Annotated in this window: 17 protein-coding genes, 1 tRNA gene and 1 rRNA gene; 1 reads left to right on the top strand and 18 read right to left on the bottom strand. The window is 37.9% G+C overall.

The genetic code is table 11. The annotated features are described in order from the left end of the window. The 16 genes from D569_RS0120210 to spoIIE form a co-directional block, all read right to left on the bottom strand. Positions 1-84 (bottom strand): 16S ribosomal RNA (locus D569_RS0120210); the annotation flags it as partial. A 350-nt stretch (positions 85-434) separates the two neighbouring features. Further along, positions 435-1,916, bottom strand: coding sequence for a lysine--tRNA ligase (gene lysS / locus D569_RS0120215; RefSeq protein WP_018934257.1), 1,482 nt, complete (start codon positions 1,914-1,916; stop codon positions 435-437). Between the two features lie 274 nt (positions 1,917-2,190). Beyond that, positions 2,191-2,433, bottom strand: coding sequence for a helix-turn-helix domain-containing protein (locus D569_RS0120225; RefSeq protein WP_026287407.1), 243 nt, complete (start codon positions 2,431-2,433; stop codon positions 2,191-2,193). Then, entirely contained in the window at positions 2,385-2,915 is a 531-nt protein-coding gene (gene folK, locus D569_RS0120230) for a 2-amino-4-hydroxy-6-hydroxymethyldihydropteridine diphosphokinase (protein WP_018934260.1), read from the bottom strand. The genes D569_RS0120225 and folK overlap by 49 nt, the downstream gene beginning before the upstream one ends. After that, positions 2,912-3,277, bottom strand: coding sequence for a dihydroneopterin aldolase (gene folB / locus D569_RS0120235; RefSeq protein ID WP_018934261.1), 366 nt, complete (start codon positions 3,275-3,277; stop codon positions 2,912-2,914). Before folB ends, folK begins: the two co-directional genes overlap by 4 nt. A gap of 1 nt (position 3,278) precedes the next feature. Then, complete coding sequence (gene folP / locus D569_RS0120240; protein WP_018934262.1) at positions 3,279-4,106, bottom strand: dihydropteroate synthase; 828 nt, start codon at positions 4,104-4,106, stop codon at positions 3,279-3,281. 870 nt (positions 4,107-4,976) lie between these two features. Further along, positions 4,977-5,903, bottom strand: coding sequence for a cysteine synthase A (gene cysK / locus D569_RS0120245; RefSeq protein ID WP_018934263.1), 927 nt, complete (start codon positions 5,901-5,903; stop codon positions 4,977-4,979). A 96-nt stretch (positions 5,904-5,999) separates the two neighbouring features. After that, positions 6,000-6,920 carry a peptidylprolyl isomerase gene (locus D569_RS0120250; protein ID WP_018934264.1) on the bottom strand — a complete coding sequence of 307 codons (921 nt, stop codon included), beginning with the start codon at positions 6,918-6,920 and terminating at the stop codon, positions 6,000-6,002. Between the two features lie 15 nt (positions 6,921-6,935). Next, positions 6,936-7,808 (bottom strand): Hsp33 family molecular chaperone HslO, encoded by an 873-nt coding sequence (hslO, locus tag D569_RS0120255; protein WP_018934265.1) that lies wholly within the window; start codon positions 7,806-7,808, stop codon positions 6,936-6,938. Between the two features lie 17 nt (positions 7,809-7,825). Further along, positions 7,826-8,605 carry a type III pantothenate kinase gene (locus D569_RS0120260; protein ID WP_018934266.1) on the bottom strand — a complete coding sequence of 260 codons (780 nt, stop codon included), beginning with the start codon at positions 8,603-8,605 and terminating at the stop codon, positions 7,826-7,828. A 758-nt stretch (positions 8,606-9,363) separates the two neighbouring features. Beyond that, positions 9,364-11,388: an ATP-dependent zinc metalloprotease FtsH gene (ftsH, locus tag D569_RS0120265; protein ID WP_018934267.1), complete on the bottom strand. Its 2,025-nt coding sequence runs from the start codon at positions 11,386-11,388 to the stop codon at positions 9,364-9,366. Between the two features lie 97 nt (positions 11,389-11,485). Beyond that, a complete protein-coding gene (gene hpt, locus D569_RS0120270) occupies positions 11,486-12,031 on the bottom strand; it encodes a hypoxanthine phosphoribosyltransferase (protein ID WP_018934268.1) in 546 nt (181 codons plus the stop codon). A gap of 11 nt (positions 12,032-12,042) precedes the next feature. Continuing rightward, the gene (gene tilS / locus D569_RS0120275) at positions 12,043-13,452 is read right to left on the bottom strand and encodes a tRNA lysidine(34) synthetase TilS (RefSeq protein ID WP_018934269.1); all 1,410 of its coding nucleotides are present in this window, start codon (positions 13,450-13,452) and stop codon (positions 12,043-12,045) included. Between the two features lie 66 nt (positions 13,453-13,518). Next, complete coding sequence (locus D569_RS0120280; protein ID WP_018934270.1) at positions 13,519-14,463, bottom strand: serine/threonine protein kinase; 945 nt, start codon at positions 14,461-14,463, stop codon at positions 13,519-13,521. Continuing rightward, positions 14,435-15,169, bottom strand: a complete 735-nt coding sequence (locus tag D569_RS0120285; RefSeq protein ID WP_018934271.1) for a vWA domain-containing protein — start codon at positions 15,167-15,169, stop codon at positions 14,435-14,437. The genes D569_RS0120280 and D569_RS0120285 overlap by 29 nt, the downstream gene beginning before the upstream one ends. An 83-nt stretch (positions 15,170-15,252) precedes the next feature. Beyond that, on the bottom strand, positions 15,253-17,709 hold the full coding sequence (gene spoIIE / locus D569_RS0120290) for a stage II sporulation protein E (RefSeq protein WP_018934272.1): 2,457 nt from the start codon (positions 17,707-17,709) through the stop codon (positions 15,253-15,255). A 279-nt stretch (positions 17,710-17,988) separates the two neighbouring features. Between spoIIE and D569_RS0120295 the strand changes: the two genes are divergently transcribed. Continuing rightward, positions 17,989-18,062, top strand: a tRNA-Met gene (locus D569_RS0120295). Positions 18,063-18,874: 812 nt separating this feature from the next. Here the strand turns inward: D569_RS0120295 and D569_RS0120300 are convergent. Both D569_RS0120300 and D569_RS0120305 read right to left on the bottom strand, forming a co-directional pair. Then, complete coding sequence (locus tag D569_RS0120300; RefSeq protein WP_018934273.1) at positions 18,875-19,285, bottom strand: S1 domain-containing RNA-binding protein; 411 nt, start codon at positions 19,283-19,285, stop codon at positions 18,875-18,877. 73 nt (positions 19,286-19,358) lie between these two features. Further along, positions 19,359-19,736 (bottom strand): FtsB family cell division protein, encoded by a 378-nt coding sequence (locus D569_RS0120305; protein ID WP_018934274.1) that lies wholly within the window; start codon positions 19,734-19,736, stop codon positions 19,359-19,361. Positions 19,737-19,754 lie beyond the last annotated feature (18 nt).

Below are 19,754 nucleotides of genomic sequence, written 5' to 3' on the forward strand. Positions count from 1 at the left end.
TCAGACAAGCTTCCCGCGCTCGACTTGCATGTATTAGGCACGCCGCCAGCGTTCGTCCTGAGCCAAGATCAAACTCTCAATAAAGTTGACTTGCGCTCGCTTCTATAAGCTAGCTTGTTTCATGTTTAAAATCATACTGGTTGTTTTGTTCAGTTTTCAAAGATCAATATGACTGCCGTTTTTTGCGACAGCTTTTATATCATATCATCTCACTCACATTATGTCAACAACCTTTTTTAAAATTTTAAGTTGCGTTTTTAAGTCGTGATGGATGATTTTTTGTCATGTCGTTTTCAGCGACGATTAATAATATAACACGTGGTTAGATTTAAAGTCAACAACTTTTTTCACTTTTTTTAAATAAGTCATCTTCTATCTTAGTTACTCCCATAAAAAGAACCTCGACCAAGAACGGTCAAGGTTCTTCCATACTATTATTTATTACGCATTTGAGGGAAAAGTAAAACATCTCTAATCGACGGTGAGTTAGTTAACAGCATAACTAATCGATCAATACCTATACCTAAACCACCAGTTGGAGGCATACCATATTCTAGTGCTTCCAAGAAATCCTCATCCATTTCATGTGCTTCATCATTACCTTGCTCTTTTTCTTTAACTTGTGCTTCAAATCTTTCTCTCTGATCAATTGGATCATTTAACTCAGAGAATGCATTTGCATGCTCACGCCCAACAATAAACAGTTCAAAACGATCTGTGAAACGTTCATCTTCTTTATTCTTCTTAGCTAAAGGAGATATTGCCACAGGGTGACCGTACACAAACGTTGGCTGGATTAGTTTCTCTTCTACCTTCTGTTCAAAGAATTCATTAACAACATGTCCAAATGTCATCGTATCTTCTACTTCTACCCCGTTTTCTTTCGCTAAAGCTTTTGCTTCTTCATCCGTCATCTCTTTCCAGAAGTCAACACCTGTATGTTCTTTAATCGCATCTACCATATGAAGCCTTGTCCATTTTGGCGCTAAATCAACCTCATAATCCCCATAAGTAATTGTGGTAGATCCAGTTACTTCTTCAGCGATATGAGACACCAAGTTTTCAACCAACTCCATAATATCATGATAATCTGCGTATGCTTCGTACAATTCAATCATAGTAAATTCCGGATTGTGGCGAGTAGATACCCCCTCATTACGGAATACACGGCCAATTTCATATACTTTTTCCATACCGCCTATAATCAATCGTTTTAAATGCAACTCAATGGCAATACGCATATATAATGGAATATCGAGCGCATTATGGTGTGTTTCAAACGGACGTGCAGATGCACCACCTGCAATACCATGCATCATTGGAGTTTCTACCTCCAAAAAACCTCTCTCATCTAAGTAACGTCGCATGGACTGAATGATCTTACTGCGAAGAACAAACGTATTTTTACTTTCCATATTAGTAATTAAATCTAGGTACCGCTGGCGATAACGTTGTTCTACATCTTTTAGACCGTGGAACTTTTCTGGTAAAGGACGAAGAGATTTCGTTAGCATTGTAAATTCGTTTGCTTTAACCGAAAGTTCTCCTACATTTGTTTTGAACACTGTACCTGTAACACCAACAATATCTCCTAAGTCTGCTGATTTGAAGATTTCATAAGCTTCCTCTCCGATTCTATCTTTCCGTACATATAATTGGATTTGGCCGCTTAAATCCTGAATATGTGAGAAACCAGCTTTTCCTTTTCCGCGCTTCGTCATAATTCGGCCTGCCACTGTCGTTTCAATTGCTTTTTCTTCTAATTCCTCTTTAGAGAACTGATCATAATGTTCTTTTAATTCTTCTGCCAAATGTGTACGAACAAATTTATCACCAAACGGATCAATCCCTTGTTCACGGTAACTGTTCATTTTATCCAAACGCACACGCATGTGTTCATTCAGTTCTTCGCTCATTTTCGTTCACCTCTATAATTAATTTATGTAATATATATCAAAAAACTGCCAGCATCACACTGGCAGTATCATATTCATTCATGATTAGTATAGAAAAGGAACTTGTCTGTGTCAATGTTTACACACTCAGGAAACTCTTACTTGTTGTTCTACGTAGTCGTATAACAGTCCATCTAGTTCTTGGACTCTGTTTCGTTAATTACGTACTTTACCATTTCCTTTTAAATACCAACTAGCCATTGGTGCTAAAACAACCTGGTTACGGATGTTAATATCATCTGTGTTCCACATACCGTTTCTCTTCATTATCTTCTATTTTAGGTTGCAGCTCTTCTAATGAAATATCGAGCTTAGCTGCAATATATTTTAAATGATCCTCAGTAGGAATTCTTTTACCTCTTTCAATTTCTCCTAATTGCGAAACCGATATTCCAAGTTCATCCGCAAATTCAATTTGCGTATAACCTTTCAACTTCCGAAATGCTTTGATTCTCTTACCCCATCTATTGGTTGCCATTTGACTACACCTTCTTTATCTTCTGCAGGTATACTTGCTAATAATTCCGTTATATTCTTATCAAAATATGCTATATACAAAAATGGATTTATTTCTGCTAATGGTATTAAAACAAATGCTCGCTCATGTAATCTTGGATGTGGTAAAATTAATCGCTCTGTTTCTATATTTTCTTTATTATATACTAAAATGTCAAGATCAATTGTCCTCGGTCCCCATTTTACTTCTCTTTTTCTACCGAGATTCTGTTCGATACTTTGGCAAACGTTCAACAGAGAATTTGGATCTAAATCTGTTGCAACTTCAATCACCATATTCAAAAATTGATCTTGTTCCACAAAACCTACAGGGTCTGTTTCATATATTGAAGATTGATCTTTGATTTCTATTTTATCATGTACAGCTAATTGTTCCATAGCTTTATTTAAATAAGCTAATCTTGGTTCGATATTAGATCCAAGCGCTATATATACTTTTTTCATAAAGATTTCTCCCTATAAATTTCAACAGCAACCGACTGATAATGACCAGGAATAGGAGGATCAGGTTTCATTACCTTGACAGTACAAGCTTGTAATGGATCAAACTGGGATAAAAGTGTCTCTGCAACCTCTTCAGCTACTGCTTCAATTAAATTTTTTGATCTTCCTTCAACGATTTGCTTCGTCAATTGATACACGAGGCCATAATCAATGGAATGCTGAAGATCATCTGATTGACCTGCCTGTTTCAAATCTGCTTCCAATACTACATCTACTAAAAAGCGTTGCCCTAGCTTCTTTTCTTCAGGAAATACACCGTGAAACCCATAAAAGGTCATTTGATTAAGGTATATTTTATCCATCTTATGCACCACCCTTACCAATCAGCTTGTCCATCATCTTAGCCATTCTTACATGCATCTCGACATTATGAACTCGGACTATTTCACAACCCTTTGTTAAACCGTAGCATACAGTTGCCCCAGTTCCTTCATCCCGCTCATCCACTGGCAAATTTAAAGTTTTGGCAATAATGGACTTACGGGAGGTTCCTAGTAAAACAGGATAATCTAATTCTCGAAGTCGATCCATTTCCTGCATGACTTGAATATTTTCTTCATATGTCTTAGCAAATCCAATGCCCGGGTCGAGAATAATCTGGTCACTTCTCACACCAACATCTAATGCAATCTGGATACTTTCTTTTAAATCAGATAACACATCTTCCATCAGTTCATCATATCTTGGGTTTTCCCGGTTGTGCATAAGTATAATGGGAACATCCAATTCTGCTGCCACTTTTGCAATATCTGGTTCCTTCTTGGCACCCCAGACATCATTAATAATTGATGCGCCTGCTTCTATTGATAGCTTTGCTACCTTAGCTTTCCATGTATCAATGGAAATAGGTATATTGATTTCATCAACAAGTGCTCTAATCACAGGAATTACTCGGTCTATTTCATCTTTTTCAGATACCGGTGTGTGTCCGGGTCTTGTTGATTCACCACCAACATCGATGATATCAGCGCCTTGCTCTTCCATTTTTTTAGCCTGGCGGATCGCGGCTTGGATATTATTATATTTTCCTCCATCAGAAAAAGAATCTGGTGTTACATTTAAGATACCCATTACTAATGTTTTCTCTGGATAATGATAGTCTTTTATTTTTGTTCGTAACCACTTTTCCATGATACCCCGTCCTCACGAAACGAATTCTATAATCTATTCATAACAAAATATTATACCACAAATAAACATTGAAAGTTTAGGTCTATTGAAAAATATTCTCTACTACTAGCACTACTTTTATCCAATAGTAAAAAACACATTGCGATACCCACCAGATACCAGAATGCTTTATTCATTAGATATAAACTGCGAAGTAATGAAAGTTCTGTCTGAAGTAGCGTGGTAATTAGTTGTGCGGTCACCTAAGAGATAATTTTGAACTATATCGTGATGATAACTACCACTCCGGCTGCCCACTTCCCTTCCGTGGGGTTTGCCCTTCAGCTAACTTTTTCGAGCAAAAACCACTCGAAGAAGTGGATCTTCAGGTCAAACAGTTCCCACAGGAGTGAAAGTGGGCGGCCTTCGTTAAGATATACTCCACAACACTTATCCGAAATCAGCCAGTCAATTTCTCCACCATATGTAATGTAGGGTACGACTATGCTAAAGGGCATTCACAGCCAATTAGTACTGTAATAAAACAGAAAATTTTTATTCCCATGAATTCATTTCTTACTATAATCAGAGAACCAAAATAGCGTAGGCAGAATACGGAGACTCCTGTGGGACTCACGAGAGCTGAAGATCCACTTTGCAAAGTGCTTTTCTTTGCAAAGTTAGCTGAAGCCGAGCCCACGGAAAGCGCAGTATTCTGCCGAAGCGGTATTCGGGTGCACTCTCTATGGGAGGATGGACAGAGCAGATCCTCAAGAGAGTTACTTCGCAGTTTATGTTTACTGCGATGGTTATGCAAAATAAAACCCCGTTTCAATATGAACTGAAACGGGGTTGTACTTATTTATTCTCTTTATTAAATCGCCTTGTTGTTTATTCTTCGTCAAATTGATAAAGAGGGGTTGAGAGATAGCGTTCTCCGTTACTTGGAAGAACCGCAAGAACTTTTTTGCCTTTACCAAGTTTTTGTGCTACTTGTTTAGCTGCGTAAATAGCAGCACCTGAAGATACACCACCAAGTACGCCGTCTTTGCGAGCTGCCTCTCGAGCTGTTTCATAGGCTTGATCATTGGATACCGTAATCACTTCATCATAAATATCTGTATCAAGAACTTCTGGTACAAACCCTGCACCGATTCCTTGAATTTTGTGAGGACCCGGTTTACCTCCAGATAATATAGCTGAATCAGTTGGTTCTACCGCATAAATTTTAATATCCTTGTACTGATCCTTCAAGACTTTACCTGCACCAGTGATTGTTCCACCAGTTCCAATTCCCGAAACAAATGCATCTAGTTGATCACCCATTTGCTCGACAATTTCTTTACCAGTTGTACGAGCATGAACAGCAGGGTTTGCTACGTTATTAAACTGCTGAGGCATGAAGTAGCCATTTTCTTTTTGTAATTCTGTTGCTTTCGCAATTGCACCTTTCATACCTTCTGCACCTGGTGTTAATACTAACTCTGCACCATAAGCTCGTAATAGATTACGTCTTTCCATACTCATTGTATCAGGCATTACTAAAATCGCTTTATAACCTTTAATAGCGGCAACTAATGCTAGACCAATACCAGTATTACCACTTGTTGGTTCAATGATGGTTTCTCCGTCTTTTAAAACACCCTCTTCTTCTGCAGCCTCAACCATCGCTAGTGCGATACGATCTTTAACAGAGCTACCAGGGTTCATAAATTCCAACTTCAAATAAATCTCTGCACCTTCAGGATCCGCTGTGCGATTTAATTTCACAATCGGTGTATTTCCAATCAATTCCGCAACATTTTGAGCTACTTTCATTCCAGTTCCTCCTCAAATCCAAGTAAAATTATTGGTTTTATATACAATGTACATGAAACGGTATACAATGTCAACCCATAAACTGGAAAGGGCTTGTTAATTTTTTTCATTTTTATAGTTTAACTCTACTTCTATTTGATCCCACAGAGCTGAAGCATCTACTTCAGACTGTAATTGATCTAAGGCAATATCTTGACGTACTTCCTCATACACTTCATCATAGTTCAATTCAATAGCAGGGAGATGTTGGTGATGGAAGATAATTGCATATCCGTTATTCACTAATATTGGTTCACTATATGTCCCCGCCTCTAATGAAATCGCCGTGTCATAGTATTCCCTTGGTATAAAACTGCTTGTCTCAGAATAAAACCCTAAATATCCGCCATCCGTTCCGCTTTCCTCATCAATGGACAAATCTTTTGCAACCTCATTGAAAGGTTCGCCATCATCCAACCTTGCCATCACATATTCTGCTTCTTGTTGTGTCGAAACGAGAATATGTGACAGCTGGACCATATCATCAAACTGGTATTGGTTTTGATAAAATTGATAATACTCTTCTATTTCTGCTTCAGAAACACTAACACCTTCACTTAAAAGTTGTTGTAGATAATAACGATATTTTATTTGCTCGGTCCATTTTTCAATTTTTTTCTCTTTTTTCTCTTCAGATAACAATCCTTGCATTACCATCATTCTCGATAATTCTCGGTCGATAATTTTCGGATGGACCTCAAGGTCTTTATCCTCTGCTAACTGAAAAACAACTTCCTTATCAATTAAATCATGTAAAACGGATTCGCCATATTGCTCTATTAATTCGCTCATCCAATCTTGATATAAAACTTCCTCATCCCCGATTTCTGCTAAAGGTTGATTACGATCCACCGGATTCTCATCTAATACTACAAATTCATCTGAGCTGTTTTGTCCTGAAAAGATAAAAATGGTTGTAATATTTGTTATGAGCAATAGTAAAATAATAGACCATAATACCAGACGTGATACCCTCAACTATTACTCCCCCTATTACTCTGTCTTCAATGCCCGCAACTCATCGATCGTAAATTTGTATGTTTCATTACAAAAATGGCAAGAAGCCGTAGCACCATGATCTTCCCTAATCATCGAATCAATCTCTTCGTTTCCTAAACTTTGGATTGCTGTTTCCAGTCTTTCTTTTGAGCAAGGGCAAGAAAATTGTACTGGTAAACGCTCATGAACTTTTAGATTTCCTTCACCTAATAACAACTCTAATATCTCATCTGGCTGTTTCCCATCTTGGATCAACTTTGAAATAGGTGGAACATTGGCAACCTTTTCCTCAATTTGAGCAATGGTTTCTTCTGATGCTCCCGGCATCATCTGTACAATAAATCCTCCAGCAGCTAAAATACTATGATCTGGATTGACTAAAACTCCTGCTCCTACCGCTGATGGAACCTGCTCAGAGTTAGCTAAGTAATAGGTGAAATCTTCACTTATTTCTCCAGATACAATGGGAACTTGACCAGTAAAATGATTTTTTAAGCCTAAATCTTTAACAATGCTTAATGTTCCCTCGGTTCCAACTGCTCTTCTTACATCCAATTTCCCTTGTGCATTTGATTCAAAATCGACATGTGGGTTTCCGACATAGCCACGTACTTCCCCTTTAGCATTGGCATCAGCAATGATTGCTCCCATTGGTCCGTTTCCTTCTACTTTTACCGTCAGCTTGTCTTCACCTTTCAACATCGCACCTAACATCGTGGAAATGGAAAGTGTTCTTCCAAGTGCAGCCGAAGCAGTTGCCCATGTATCCTGGCGAACTCGCGCCTCTTCTACTGTATCTGTTGAACGGATTGCGTAGGCTCTTACATCTCCGCCAAATGCTGTTGCTTTTAATAAATAGTCACTCATTTATAAACGTCCTTTCTTTACGCAAAATCTTGCTCATTCTTTTGGTATATTTCGTACAAACCTTTTAAGGTTAGATAAGGGTCGACGATATCAATTACAGAGGAGTCTTTGGCAATTAATGTTGCTAAACCTCCTGTGGCGATCACTTTTGGTGACCCTCCAACTTCTTTTTTTATCCGGTTTACGACAGCATCTACTTGACCGACGTACCCAAAGTAAACACCAGATTGCATTGCTTCTACCGTTGATTGCCCTAAAACCTGACTTGGCTTTTTCACTTCTATTTTCGGCAACTTGGCAGCATTCTGGTATAGAGCTTCTAAAGAAATATTAATGCCCGGGGTGATAACACCACTGACATATTCATCTGCTTCATTGATGTAACAGTAGGTTGTAGCCGTCCCGAAATCAATAATAATACTCGGGGAACCATATTCTTTAATGACGCCTACTGCGTTGACAACACGATCAGCACCTAACTCTTTAGGATTAGGGTACTTCATTTTTAAGTATGGATTCACTTTTTCATCACCAATTATCATGGGATTACAATGGAAATATTTATCTGCCATACGCTGCAGGGCAAATAAAATTGGTGGAACTACAGATGAGATGACAATACCGTTAATGTCTGAAAATGTTAATCCTTCATGTCCTAATAACGATTTAATAAACATGGCATATTCGTCTTCTGTTTTGTTTTTGTCCGTTTGCATGCGCCATTGATATGTTAATCGGCCATCATTAAACACTCCTAATACAGTGTTTGTGTTACCAACATCTAATACAAAGATCATAATATCCTCCAAAATATCCAAAAAAATTTGTTTACTTATTTTCATATTGTATAGCTTGCAAGCAACAAGTCGCAAGTTTTATGGTTGTAGACCTAACTCACATCAGTTATATCATACACTTGAGAAAACACAAATATTTCAATCCATAAATAAAAAAGGCCCTGAAGTAATAACTAATAGATGTTCGGTCACCTAAGAGATAATTTTGAAATATATCGTGGTGATAACTACCACTCCGGCTGCCCACTTCCCTTTCCGTGGGGTTTGCCCTTCAGCTAACTTTTTCGAGCAAAAACCGCTCGAAAAAGTGGATCTTCAGGTCAAACAATTCCCACAGGAGTGAAAGTGGGCGGCCTTCGTTAAGATATGCTCCACAACACTTATCCGAAATCAGCCAGTCGATTTCTCCACCATATATCACAGAATTACAGCCGATTAGAACTATAGTAAAACAAAAGAATTTAGTTCCGTGAATTCATTCCTTTCTATAATCAGATAACAAAAATAGCGTAGGCAGAATACGGAGACTCCTGTGGGACAGCGAGAGCTGAAGATCCACTTTGCAAAGTGGTTTTCTTTGCAAAGTTAGCTGAAGCCGAGCCCACGGAAAGCGCAGTATTCTGGCGGAGCGGTTTGCATGCACTCTCTAAATGAAGAATGGTAGAGAGCAATTCCTTGTGCTCGTTACTTCACAGTTTATGTATTCTGTTTCTTGAAGCGTAAAAAAGCAGTTCCTTTTTTAGGAACTGCTTTTCGTTTTATTGTTTATCTTTATCGTCGGACTCTTCAGTTGATTTGTCTTGGTCGAAATAGCTTTTTGAATCCTGGTCAAAATAGCTTTCTTCTTCTTCTTTCGGTTGAATGTTTACTTTAAAGTCAGATGACTTGTTATCATCTTCCTTTGTATCATCCGTTTCTGTTGGAGATGGTTTTTCTTTACCATCTTGTTCAGAAACTACCGGATCTGGAAGTTTACCATCTTCAAACAGGCCTTTAATCTGACCAGCATCTAATGTCTCAACCTCTAGTAGAGTCTTCGCTACAAGTTCTAACTTGTCACGATTTTCTGTGAGAATTTGTTTTGCTCTGTTATAACATTCTTGGATGAAGTTTTGGATTTCCTGATCGATTTCATATGCAATCGCATCACTGTAGTTTTGCTCATTTTGCATATCGCGACCTAAGAAAACTTGCCCTCCACCACTTCCAAATTGAAGAGGTCCAATCTTATCACTCATACCATATTCCATTACCATCTTACGAGCAATTCCGGTTGCACGCTGAAAATCATTATGAGCACCAGTACTTGCTTCACCAAAGATGATTTCTTCAGCTACACGACCACCTAATAAACCGGTGATCTTATCGAACAACTCTGGTTTTGTCATAAAGTAGCGATCTTCACGCGGAAGCATTACGGCATAACCACCTGCTTGACCACGAGGTACAATCGTTACCTTATGTACCATGTCAGCATCATCTAGCACCATACCAATAATCGTATGACCACTTTCATGATAAGCAACAATATTGCGTTCTTTTTCTGAAATAACCCTACTTTTCTTAGCAGGTCCAGCGATGACACGGTCAATTGCTTCATCTACTGATTCCATATCGATTTTCTCTTTATCATGTCGTGCTGCAACAAGTGCTGCTTCATTTAAGAGGTTTTCAAGGTCTGCACCTGAAAATCCTGGTGTACGCATAGCGATTGTCTTCAAATCAACATCTTCTGCTAATGGTTTATTACGTGCGTGAACACCTAATACGTCTTGACGACCTTTTAAGTCTGGACGATCTACGGTAATTTGACGGTCAAAACGTCCCGGACGTAATAACGCAGGGTCTAAAATATCTGGTCTGTTAGTTGCAGCGATAATGATAATTCCTTCATTCTCACCGAAACCATCCATTTCAACGAGTAATTGGTTTAAGGTTTGTTCACGTTCATCGTGACCGCCACCTACACCAGCACCACGCTGACGACCTACTGCATCAATCTCGTCAATAAAGATAATACATGGTGCATTTTTCTTCGCATTTTCGAATAAATCACGTACACGAGATGCACCAACACCCACAAACATCTCCACGAAATCCGAACCACTTATAGAGAAGAACGGAACTCCTGCTTCACCTGCAACGGCTCTAGCAAGTAATGTTTTACCTGTACCAGGAGGTCCTACTAGTAAAACCCCTTTTGGTATTTTTGCACCAATAGCAGAGAATTTACGTGGATCTTTTAAGAAGTCAACTACTTCTACTAATTCCTGCTTCTCTTCATCCGCACCAGCAACATCTCTGAAACGAACTTTTTTCTTCTCTTCATTGTACATTTTCGCCTTACTCTTACCAAAGTTCATCACACGGCTACCACCGCCTTGAGCCTGGTTAAGTAAGAAGAAAAACAGAATGAATATAATAACAAATGGAATCATGGTCGTTAAGAACGTAACCCATCCACTCGGTTGTTCCTCTTCCTCAATTGTTAATATCCCTTGATCTTTAGCGGTATCTTCCACCTGTTCAACGATACCAGGAGTATCTAGGATATTAGTCATAAAGGGTTTATCATCTTGCTCTAATTCCCCTACCACACGTATTACACCATTGGAAGGGCGCATTTCCATTTCTTTGATTTGGTTATTTTCCAATGCTTGCATAAATTCGTTTACTTTTAATTCTTCAGCCTGGTTGTTTTGGCTGCTGAATACTGATATGATCCCTATCACAACTAAAAAGATTACGAAATAGAGGATCACATTACGTATAATCCGATTCATTGCCTACCTCCTCCCGAAACGAGAAAACTATAGTAAATAGTATCATATTGCAAGACTTTATGACAACTAATTACAACTGACCTTTGTTTGATTTTAATTATTCTTCGCCACCATAAACTTCTGGCTTCAAAATACCAATATATGGTAAGTTTCGATATTTCTCTTGATAATCTAGTCCATAACCCACCACAAATTCATTTGGCACTTCAAAACCTACTACATCTGCTTTAATATCAACAGTTCTTCCTTCAGGTTTATCTAATAATGTGACAATTTTAATAGAATTTGCCTGACGATACTTAAATAAATCAACTAAATAACTTAATGTTAGACCACTATCAATGATGTCTTCAATAATTAAAATATCACGGCCCTCTACCTTTGTGTCTAAATCTTTCACGATTTTAACTTCACCAGAGGAACGCATTTCATTCCCGTAACTTGAAACATCCATAAAATCCATTTCTAGGTGTGTATCAATCGAACGTAAAATATCCGACATAAAAGGTAATGCACCTTTCAACACACCAACCGCTAACGGAAACCTTCCTTCATATTCTTTGGTTAACTGCTCACCAAGCTCTTGACATTTCGCTTGTATTTGCTCTTCGGAAATTAATATTTCCTTTATCTCATCATGCATCTTGCTGCCTCCTATTCATTTGAATCCCTATATGTTAATGAAATATATTTACCAACAGAACCTTCATGAACTAGTTCCGCTTTCCTTAAACCAACAATCCAAAGCAAAGATCCATCTGCACCAAAGATGAGCGGCCAGCTATCTCTTAAATAAACCGGAATTTTCTCATCAATAAATATATCTTTTACTTTCTTCCGACCGTTTAACCCTTTCACTTTGATACGGTCCCCTGGCATTCTCACTCTCATACTGAGTGGTAATAATGATTCACATTCAATCGGGATATGTAAAGTATAATTATTATCTTCTTGAATATCTCCAGAGGTATATGTGGCTGTCAGAATGGCGCCATTCGGTAGTAACATTTCACCGGGAACCTTTATGAATTGGTGGTCTTTCCATTTCTTTTCGACTTGGGAGAGAAAGTGGAAACGCAATTCTTGGTAATTTTTCGTTACCTTTAAGGATTTTGGGAAATCTAAAGTAACATTACTCTTTTCTTGATCTAATAATGCAAAAAAAGCTTTTTCATGTTGTGTAGATAAATCTGTTGGTACTTCTTGATAAAGATAGTTTAATATTAGATGAAAGGCTCGTCTTTGTAAAGCTATCGGGTAAGATCGAAAAGCTTCAATATTAAAAAATACCGAGTCTTTTTCACATGTTACGACTTCATGCCTCATTGCTTTCGTTTGTGCTTGAAGAAATTCCTCGTCCTCCGTCATACGCTCTGTCATTTCCTGTACATGAAGATGAACGTGACGGTCTTGTTGCTTGAGCAACGGTAAAACATGCAACCGGAAAAAATTGCGTGTATAATCGATAGATTGGTTCGAAGGATCCTCCCTAGGTACGATCTCGAACTCTCGACAATATTGATAAATTTCATTTTTAGATAAACATAATAAAGGCCTAACGATGTATCCATTTGCGAATTTTCTTTTTACTGGGATACCAGTTAAAGCAGCAGGATTAGACTGACGTACCATTCGCATTAAGACGGTTTCTACCTGGTCATCACCATGATGTGCCAAAGCTAAAAGGTCAGAACCTGTTTCCTTCATAACCTGTTCAAATACTTGATAACGCAAAGTACGGGCCGCTAACTGTGTCCCTTCTTTATGTATTGCTTTTCTCCTGTTCACATCTACCTCTTTCCCTATAAAAGGGACGCCTAATTGCTCACAAATCTGTTCAACGTATTGAACATCTGCCGCAGACTCTTCCCCACGCAAACCATGATCGATGGAAATTACCTTAACTTGTACATCCCATAGATTCTGCAAACTTACTAAACAGTGTAGTAATAGCAAAGAATCTGCACCACCTGAAACACCTACTAATACCTTGGCATGCTTATGTAATAATTGATGTCTCTCCATAAATGGCTTTAATTTATCATAAAGGGTTGATTTACTCAAACACCACCACCCCATCCAATCTTGTTTACATTATTTTAACATAATATGAATGATAAAATCTTTTTATCACATAAAAAATGTAACATAAAGATAACAGGCACCTCCAATGGTTAATATACTACCTATTTCAAGAAAAGGATATAATGCTTCATGAGAGCTTTTTGCTTTTTGATGCTGTCTTCTCTTATCTCGTTTTGACTTCTGATGAATAAAATAATTTAACAAATAATCTTTTATCTGTTTTGCCTCGGTTATAGAATTATTAATGAGCATCAGTAATAGTTTTCTCAATGGATCGATTGTCACTGCTTGATTGATTTTCTGTTGTAACGTTTTTTTAGGATTAGTTCCTTTTGTAAAACCATTTGGATAATAGACACGCAAAATCACCATTGCTAACGCAAAGAGATCGTAGCCTGGGTCAGCTTTACGTGAACCGCATTGCCAATACGCACGATCATAGAATTCAGTATACTCTTTAATTGCTCTACCCTGTAAGGTTGTCCCACCAACATCAACCCATCTTAATTGAACGGGCTTACGTGATACAATTAAATTTTCTATCTTTAAATCACCAAATACATACCCTTGCTGATGTAATACGTGTAAATCATTAGCAAATTTGATCAAAAGAGATACTAACCATTCATGACCATTTCTTCGCATAAAATCATGTAACGACTCACCAGATATATATTCCATTACATAAAAAGAATAGGTAAAGCCATTATGAGCCTGATAATCATCCACATCTATCAAAGAAGGTCCAAGGTGATAACCTTGAACCGCTTGGAAGGACTTCAATACGTTTACTTCAGAACTCACAGAAGCACTTTGTTTACTGATTTTCAGTGCTACTTGTTTGTTTTCGTGTACACAAAGATAAACAGATCCTATCGCACCACTCCCCAGTTTTTTTACGACATGGTAATGATGACGGTGCCATTTACCTTTGACAATTTGTCCTTTTCTTAACTGAATATCAGGCTTCTTCGATGTCTGTGTAATCATCGCTCGTAAATCTCCTTCGTAACGTCTTCTTACCAAATTGATACATGGCTTCTTTTAAAGCAGGCCCAGTCGGTGTAATACCACCGCTTGATATTTTGGCAAAAATAGAAGTGATGGAATCTAGTTTCGATGTCCAATCTACTAATTGTTGAATCGGCTTCTTCCGTCCCGGGAATTGATATACAGCAAAACGGCTTCGCCCAATTCTTGCATTCATACTGATGGAAAGATCAATAAGAGCTTCTTGAACAGTTGGTAGTTTATTGGTCATACTAGCACTTGTATCAACGAGTACTAATACTTCTAAATCACAAGTCTCTCCTAGTTCGTCCACTACTTCCATTACCTCCCCACGCTGATCTGGAGGTAATTCTTCCATTGTTTTTTCACTACCTAAGATTTGCTTTAATTCATTATTCACCACACCTTGCAACGTTTCCGTCATCGCTTGTTTGGTCACAGTTTGAACGGTCTGTGCTAAGGCATCCTGATAAACAATTTGACTAACCCCTTGGCCGTTTTCAGAGATTTCTTCTACTTCTTCCAATCCCTCTGGTTGTTCTGTATGATCATCTTCTAATATGCCAATGACATTAACCGTAATTCCTTGTTCGGCTACTAAACTAGCTACTAGTGCTGGATCTTCTCCTTGGTTCGAGCAACCATCCGTAATTAAAAGAATTTGTTTAAGTGTCCCCGTTTTCATACATTTTCCTCCTATTATTGGTCGTTTATTATTAGTAAGGTTCGCCAATAATGGGGGGAATTATACGTTTGACCTGCTTGTCATTAACTAATGTCCTCTCTTTCAAATTGTCGAAAAGAACGAATAGGTGCCCATTGTGGCTGATTTTCCGTAATTTGAGCTACCAATACCGTCATATCATCTTCAATCTCACCACTTTGAGTTCGAATCACCTCTTCTAGTAATAAATCAGCGATCTCTTGAGGCTCTTTCGTCTCCATTTCTAGCAGTTTTCGCTTCAACCATAGATCGACATTCTCTATCTCTTTCGGACCGTCAAATATCCCATCACTCATCATGATTAAGAAATCGCCTGCTTTCAATTGTGCACTGACAACATCAACTTCTACCTCCTGAATAATCCCGATTGGAAGGTTGCTAGCCTCTATCTTCTCTACAGCATCACTTCGCATAATAAAACTAGGAGTAGAACCTACTTTTAAAAAGCGAACTACTGCATGGTGGAGGTCTACCATTGCCAAATCCAATGTTGCATAAATCTCTTCATTTGTTCTAAGTGCTAAGATGGAGTTAATCGATTTAATTGCTACCTGCTCGTGCAAACCAGATTCTAAGATTTGTTGTAATAACCGTAATGTTTCGGTACTTTCTTCATGTGCTCTGTCTCCATTTCCCATCCCGTCACTTATAGCTAAAGCATATTTTCCGGCACCAAGCTCCATTGATTTGTAACAATCCCCTGATATTAATCCTCCTCCTTTAGCTGCGTGTGCCACCCCAGTATTAATGACAAATTTCCTGGCAGAACCAAAGGTAAAAAAGCTATGCCCTTTTGCTAGAGGAGAAAGGTCTTCCGTAACGACAATGATCGTTTCATCCAAAATATCAGAGAGAATTGGTGCAATCAGTTTGGCAGCTTCTCCATGGTATTGCTGGAACGCAATCACCATTTCAATATCGATGTTTCCTTTCTCCAAACTATAAATATCTAGTTTTTCTAGTTCAATCCCTACATGTTTTAACGCCGCAACTATTTCAATTTCCTGTTGCTCATGGTTTTCCTTTTCTTTAAGAATCTCATTAGCGAAATTCTCCATGACTTCTGATACACCACTTAATTGATCTGCGACAAAACGTCTACTTTCTAACACTTGTTTCTTCAGTTGTTTGTTTGCTTCAAAAAAGGATAGTTCTTGTTGCATGATATCAATCACTTTACGAGATTTAATACAGTGATTTTCAAATTGTCTGTTCGTTATATTATTCAATTGGTTATCTGTCTCCAATTGATCTTTGACATCTCGCATTAAATCGTATGTTTTATCAAATTGTTGTACCCAACAGGTTTCTTTTTTGAAGCATGTTTGACAAGTTTTTTCCGTGACATTACTTAAATAGTAGTCCACTTCTAGATCCTGTTCCTGCCATTGGTTAGATTCTGTTTGAAAGCTGCGAGACAAAGCTTTAAAGACATTAGAGAACCGTTCGACCCGATGGGCAGTCACGTTTCGAACCTTTTGCAAATATTGCTCTTGCTCATTGGTATGTTCAACCGTTCCAGGTATATATTTAGCAATCTGTTTAATCAATTTGCTCGGTGTTATTAAAAACAATAATATCGCTAACGCTGATTCCATTAATGCAGTTGCCAGATAATCAAAGGATTCGCCATATAAACTGATTAACAACGTACTAATTAATAACCCTAAACTGACAGCTAGCTTTCTTCCTTCTTTCAGTAACCCACCTAATAGGCCTGAGAAAGCTAATAAGCTCATTTGAAACATGTTGGCGATGCTGGCAAGACTCAATATTAATCCTGCCACAACCCCAACAGTGGAACCAATTGCAGCACCACCAACTAATGCAAGAAGCAATACTAAATATCGTGCTAAAACCTGTTCCATTTGCGCATCATAGATTTCTACACCAATCACTCCTGTTAGTACCGAAGCTAATAAAATGATAAAACAAACAATTTCTTCATTTTTTAGGATTGGTTTATATCTTTTTGGTGATAATAATGGAATACTTTGCATAAAGATTAGTAATAGAACAGCTGCTAATATTCCCTCAACAAGAGCGATGACCCACTCCAGATATGTTAGCTTCATTGTCATCGCATAAGTACTGATTCTAGGAATACTTGCTGCAAAAAAGACGAAAAACGGTAAGATCCTCTCGACCGATTTCGATTGATAGATAAAAAAGGAGAGGACTATTAAGATAGAAATAGATAAAAATATATAGAAGCTATGTGACAGACCGTATGTAAAAGCTCCTATTAATGAGAATGTAATAAGGGGAAGTACTTTGTCTCGACGTAAAAACCAGACTGCCGCAACAAAGGCGATGACAAATGGTGAAAGTGTCGATAAAATGACAGCTCTTCCTAATAGAAAACCGATAATACAAATAAGCAAACCTTTCTCAAACAATAAGCTTGTCCAATGTTGACCGATCTTTTGACGTAAGTTACTCATCATCGGATGAGAACTAGAAAAAAAAGATTTTGGTTTATTATCCGTATATGTGTTCATTTATATCACTCCTCTGTCCACATTAAATCACATCTCCTCTCGATATTTTGTCAAAACAAGGAAGATGCCGTTCTAAAAAGTTCGACGCTATTCTTTATATAAAGAACCAAACGACATTTTCTTCTTACATTTCCTTTGATTTCTTTCAATTTTTTTGACAGACCTTGTAGATACAGAAAAGATAATAAAAAATTTGAAGTTGTTTGTTGACAGATAGGTAAAGCTGTTGTATTATATTTTTTGTGTCTTTCAAATAAGACAACCCTATTTTTATATCATGGCGGTGTAGCTCAGCTGGCTAGAGCGTACGGTTCATACCCGTGAGGTCGGGGGTTCGATTCCCTCCGCCGCTATAAAGCAAAAGACTTAGGCAACTGCCTAAGTCTTTTTTTATATAAACTAATACAACTCTATTTGATTCGATGTAGATATATACTGCGAAGTAATGAAAGCTCTATTTGTTCAAAGTAATGTGATACGGTAATCTAAGGCATAATTTTGATATATATCGTGATGATAATTACCACTCCGGCTGCCCACTTCCCTTTCCGTGGGGTTTGCCCTTCAGCTAACTTTTTCGAGCAAAAACCGCTCGAAAAAGTGGATCTTCAGGTCAAACAATTCCCTCAGGAGTGGAAGTGGGCGGCCTTCGTTAAGCTATGCTCCACAACACTTATCCGAAATAATCCAGTCGTTTTCTTCACCATATGTAACATAGGGTACGTCTATGGAAAAGGGGCATTCCCAGCCAATTATCACTGTAATAAAACAGAAAAATTTAATTCCATGAGTTCATTTCTTTCTATAATTAGAGAACTAAAATAGCGGAGGCAGAATACGGAGACTCCTGTGGGACAGCGAGAGCTGAAGATCCACTTTGCAAAGTTAGCTGAAGCCGAGCCCACGGAAAGCGCCGTATTCTGCCGGAGCGGTATTCGGTGCACTCTCTATGGGAGGTTGGACAGCGTAGATCCTCGAGATAGTTTTATGTATTTGTGTTAATATGTTTATTTGCGAAGGATTCTATAGTTAATCCAGTACCTCCATTCTATACACTTACCCCTTACACTGAAAAAGCTACCGATCATTTGATCGATAGCTTTTTCTTTATAATATATAATTACGAGTCACATCCGTCTTCTTTACGTTACATAGACAGCAAGTTTTAGCCTTTTCTCGCCCCTCGTCCTCCGCGTTTTGATTCTGTATGCTTTTTAAGAGTCGCTAAGCGATCTTCAGAATCTTTTAAGAAACGATTCATTTTTTGCTCAAATGATTCGCCTCTTTCGCGGTTATTTTTTGGATTTCCTTGATTTTTGCGACGATTAGATGGCGGTGGATTGTCTTTTGCTTTTTTAATAGACAAACCGATTTTACCATCGTCTTCCACATTAAGAACCTTAACTGTTACTTCATCACCGACAGTTAAGTGTTCATTAATGTCTTTTACATAATTATCGGCAACTTCACTAATATGAACTAGACCTGTTTTACCTCCAGGTAATTCAATAAACGCTCCAAAATTAGTGATTCCTGTTACCTTTCCCTGCAACTTGCTGCCTACTTCGATTGACATAAAAAAATTGCTCCTCCTTAAATTTTAAAAAAATATACTACAACTATATTATAGCCAAGCAATTAAAACGGTGTCAATAAGATGGATCCTCTTCTGGCAATTTAAAGACGATCTCTCCTTCTTCCGTAAAGAAATAATTCGTTTTTGCAATTTGCAACAAATATTCTTCATCATTTAAAAGCTCTATTTCTTCAGTCAGTTTCTTTTCTTCGTTTTGAAGAGTAGTTAATTCTTCGGAAAGCTCCGTATATTCCTGTTGCATATCCTGATATTTCACACGTTGATTAATATGAAAAGTAATGAGGCTAACCATGGTGACGGAGACAATTATGCCAAATAACATTAATCTACGATATAATTTCTTTTTTCTGCGTTTTTGACGTTTTACTTGAGCGTCGTATTGTTCAATATAGGCGTCATTGATACGAGATACCTTGTTGCGTTTAGCCATAATTCACCAGTGCCTCCC

Source organism: Gracilibacillus lacisalsi DSM 19029 (assembly GCF_000377765.1).
GTDB classification, from domain to species: domain Bacteria; phylum Bacillota; class Bacilli; order Bacillales; family Amphibacillaceae; genus Gracilibacillus; species Gracilibacillus lacisalsi.

Coding starts and splice junctions, on each gene's coding strand:
- cysK (WP_018934263.1), bottom strand. CDS start 5,903: ATGAAAGTAGCTCAAAATGTTGCGGAATTGATTGGAAATACACCGATT.
- folK (WP_018934260.1), bottom strand. CDS start 2,915: ATGAAAAAAGTATATATAGCGCTTGGATCTAATATCGAACCAAGATTA.
- hslO (WP_018934265.1), bottom strand. CDS start 7,808: ATGAGTGACTATTTATTAAAAGCAACAGCATTTGGCGGAGATGTAAGA.
- D569_RS0120305 (WP_018934274.1), bottom strand. CDS start 19,736: ATGGCTAAACGCAACAAGGTATCTCGTATCAATGACGCCTATATTGAA.
- D569_RS0120280 (WP_018934270.1), bottom strand. CDS start 14,463: ATGATTACACAGACATCGAAGAAGCCTGATATTCAGTTAAGAAAAGGA.
- D569_RS0120285 (WP_018934271.1), bottom strand. CDS start 15,169: ATGAAAACGGGGACACTTAAACAAATTCTTTTAATTACGGATGGTTGC.
- folP (WP_018934262.1), bottom strand. CDS start 4,106: ATGGAAAAGTGGTTACGAACAAAAATAAAAGACTATCATTATCCAGAG.
- D569_RS0120260 (WP_018934266.1), bottom strand. CDS start 8,605: ATGATCTTTGTATTAGATGTTGGTAACACAAACACTGTATTAGGAGTG.
- spoIIE (WP_018934272.1), bottom strand. CDS start 17,709: ATGAACACATATACGGATAATAAACCAAAATCTTTTTTTTCTAGTTCT.
- ftsH (WP_018934267.1), bottom strand. CDS start 11,388: ATGAATCGGATTATACGTAATGTGATCCTCTATTTCGTAATCTTTTTA.
- lysS (WP_018934257.1), bottom strand. CDS start 1,916: ATGAGCGAAGAACTGAATGAACACATGCGTGTGCGTTTGGATAAAATG.
- folB (WP_018934261.1), bottom strand. CDS start 3,277: ATGGATAAAATATACCTTAATCAAATGACCTTTTATGGGTTTCACGGT.
- hpt (WP_018934268.1), bottom strand. CDS start 12,031: ATGCATGATGAGATAAAGGAAATATTAATTTCCGAAGAGCAAATACAA.
- D569_RS0120225 (WP_026287407.1), bottom strand. CDS start 2,433: ATGGCAACCAATAGATGGGGTAAGAGAATCAAAGCATTTCGGAAGTTG.
- D569_RS0120300 (WP_018934273.1), bottom strand. CDS start 19,285: ATGTCAATCGAAGTAGGCAGCAAGTTGCAGGGAAAGGTAACAGGAATC.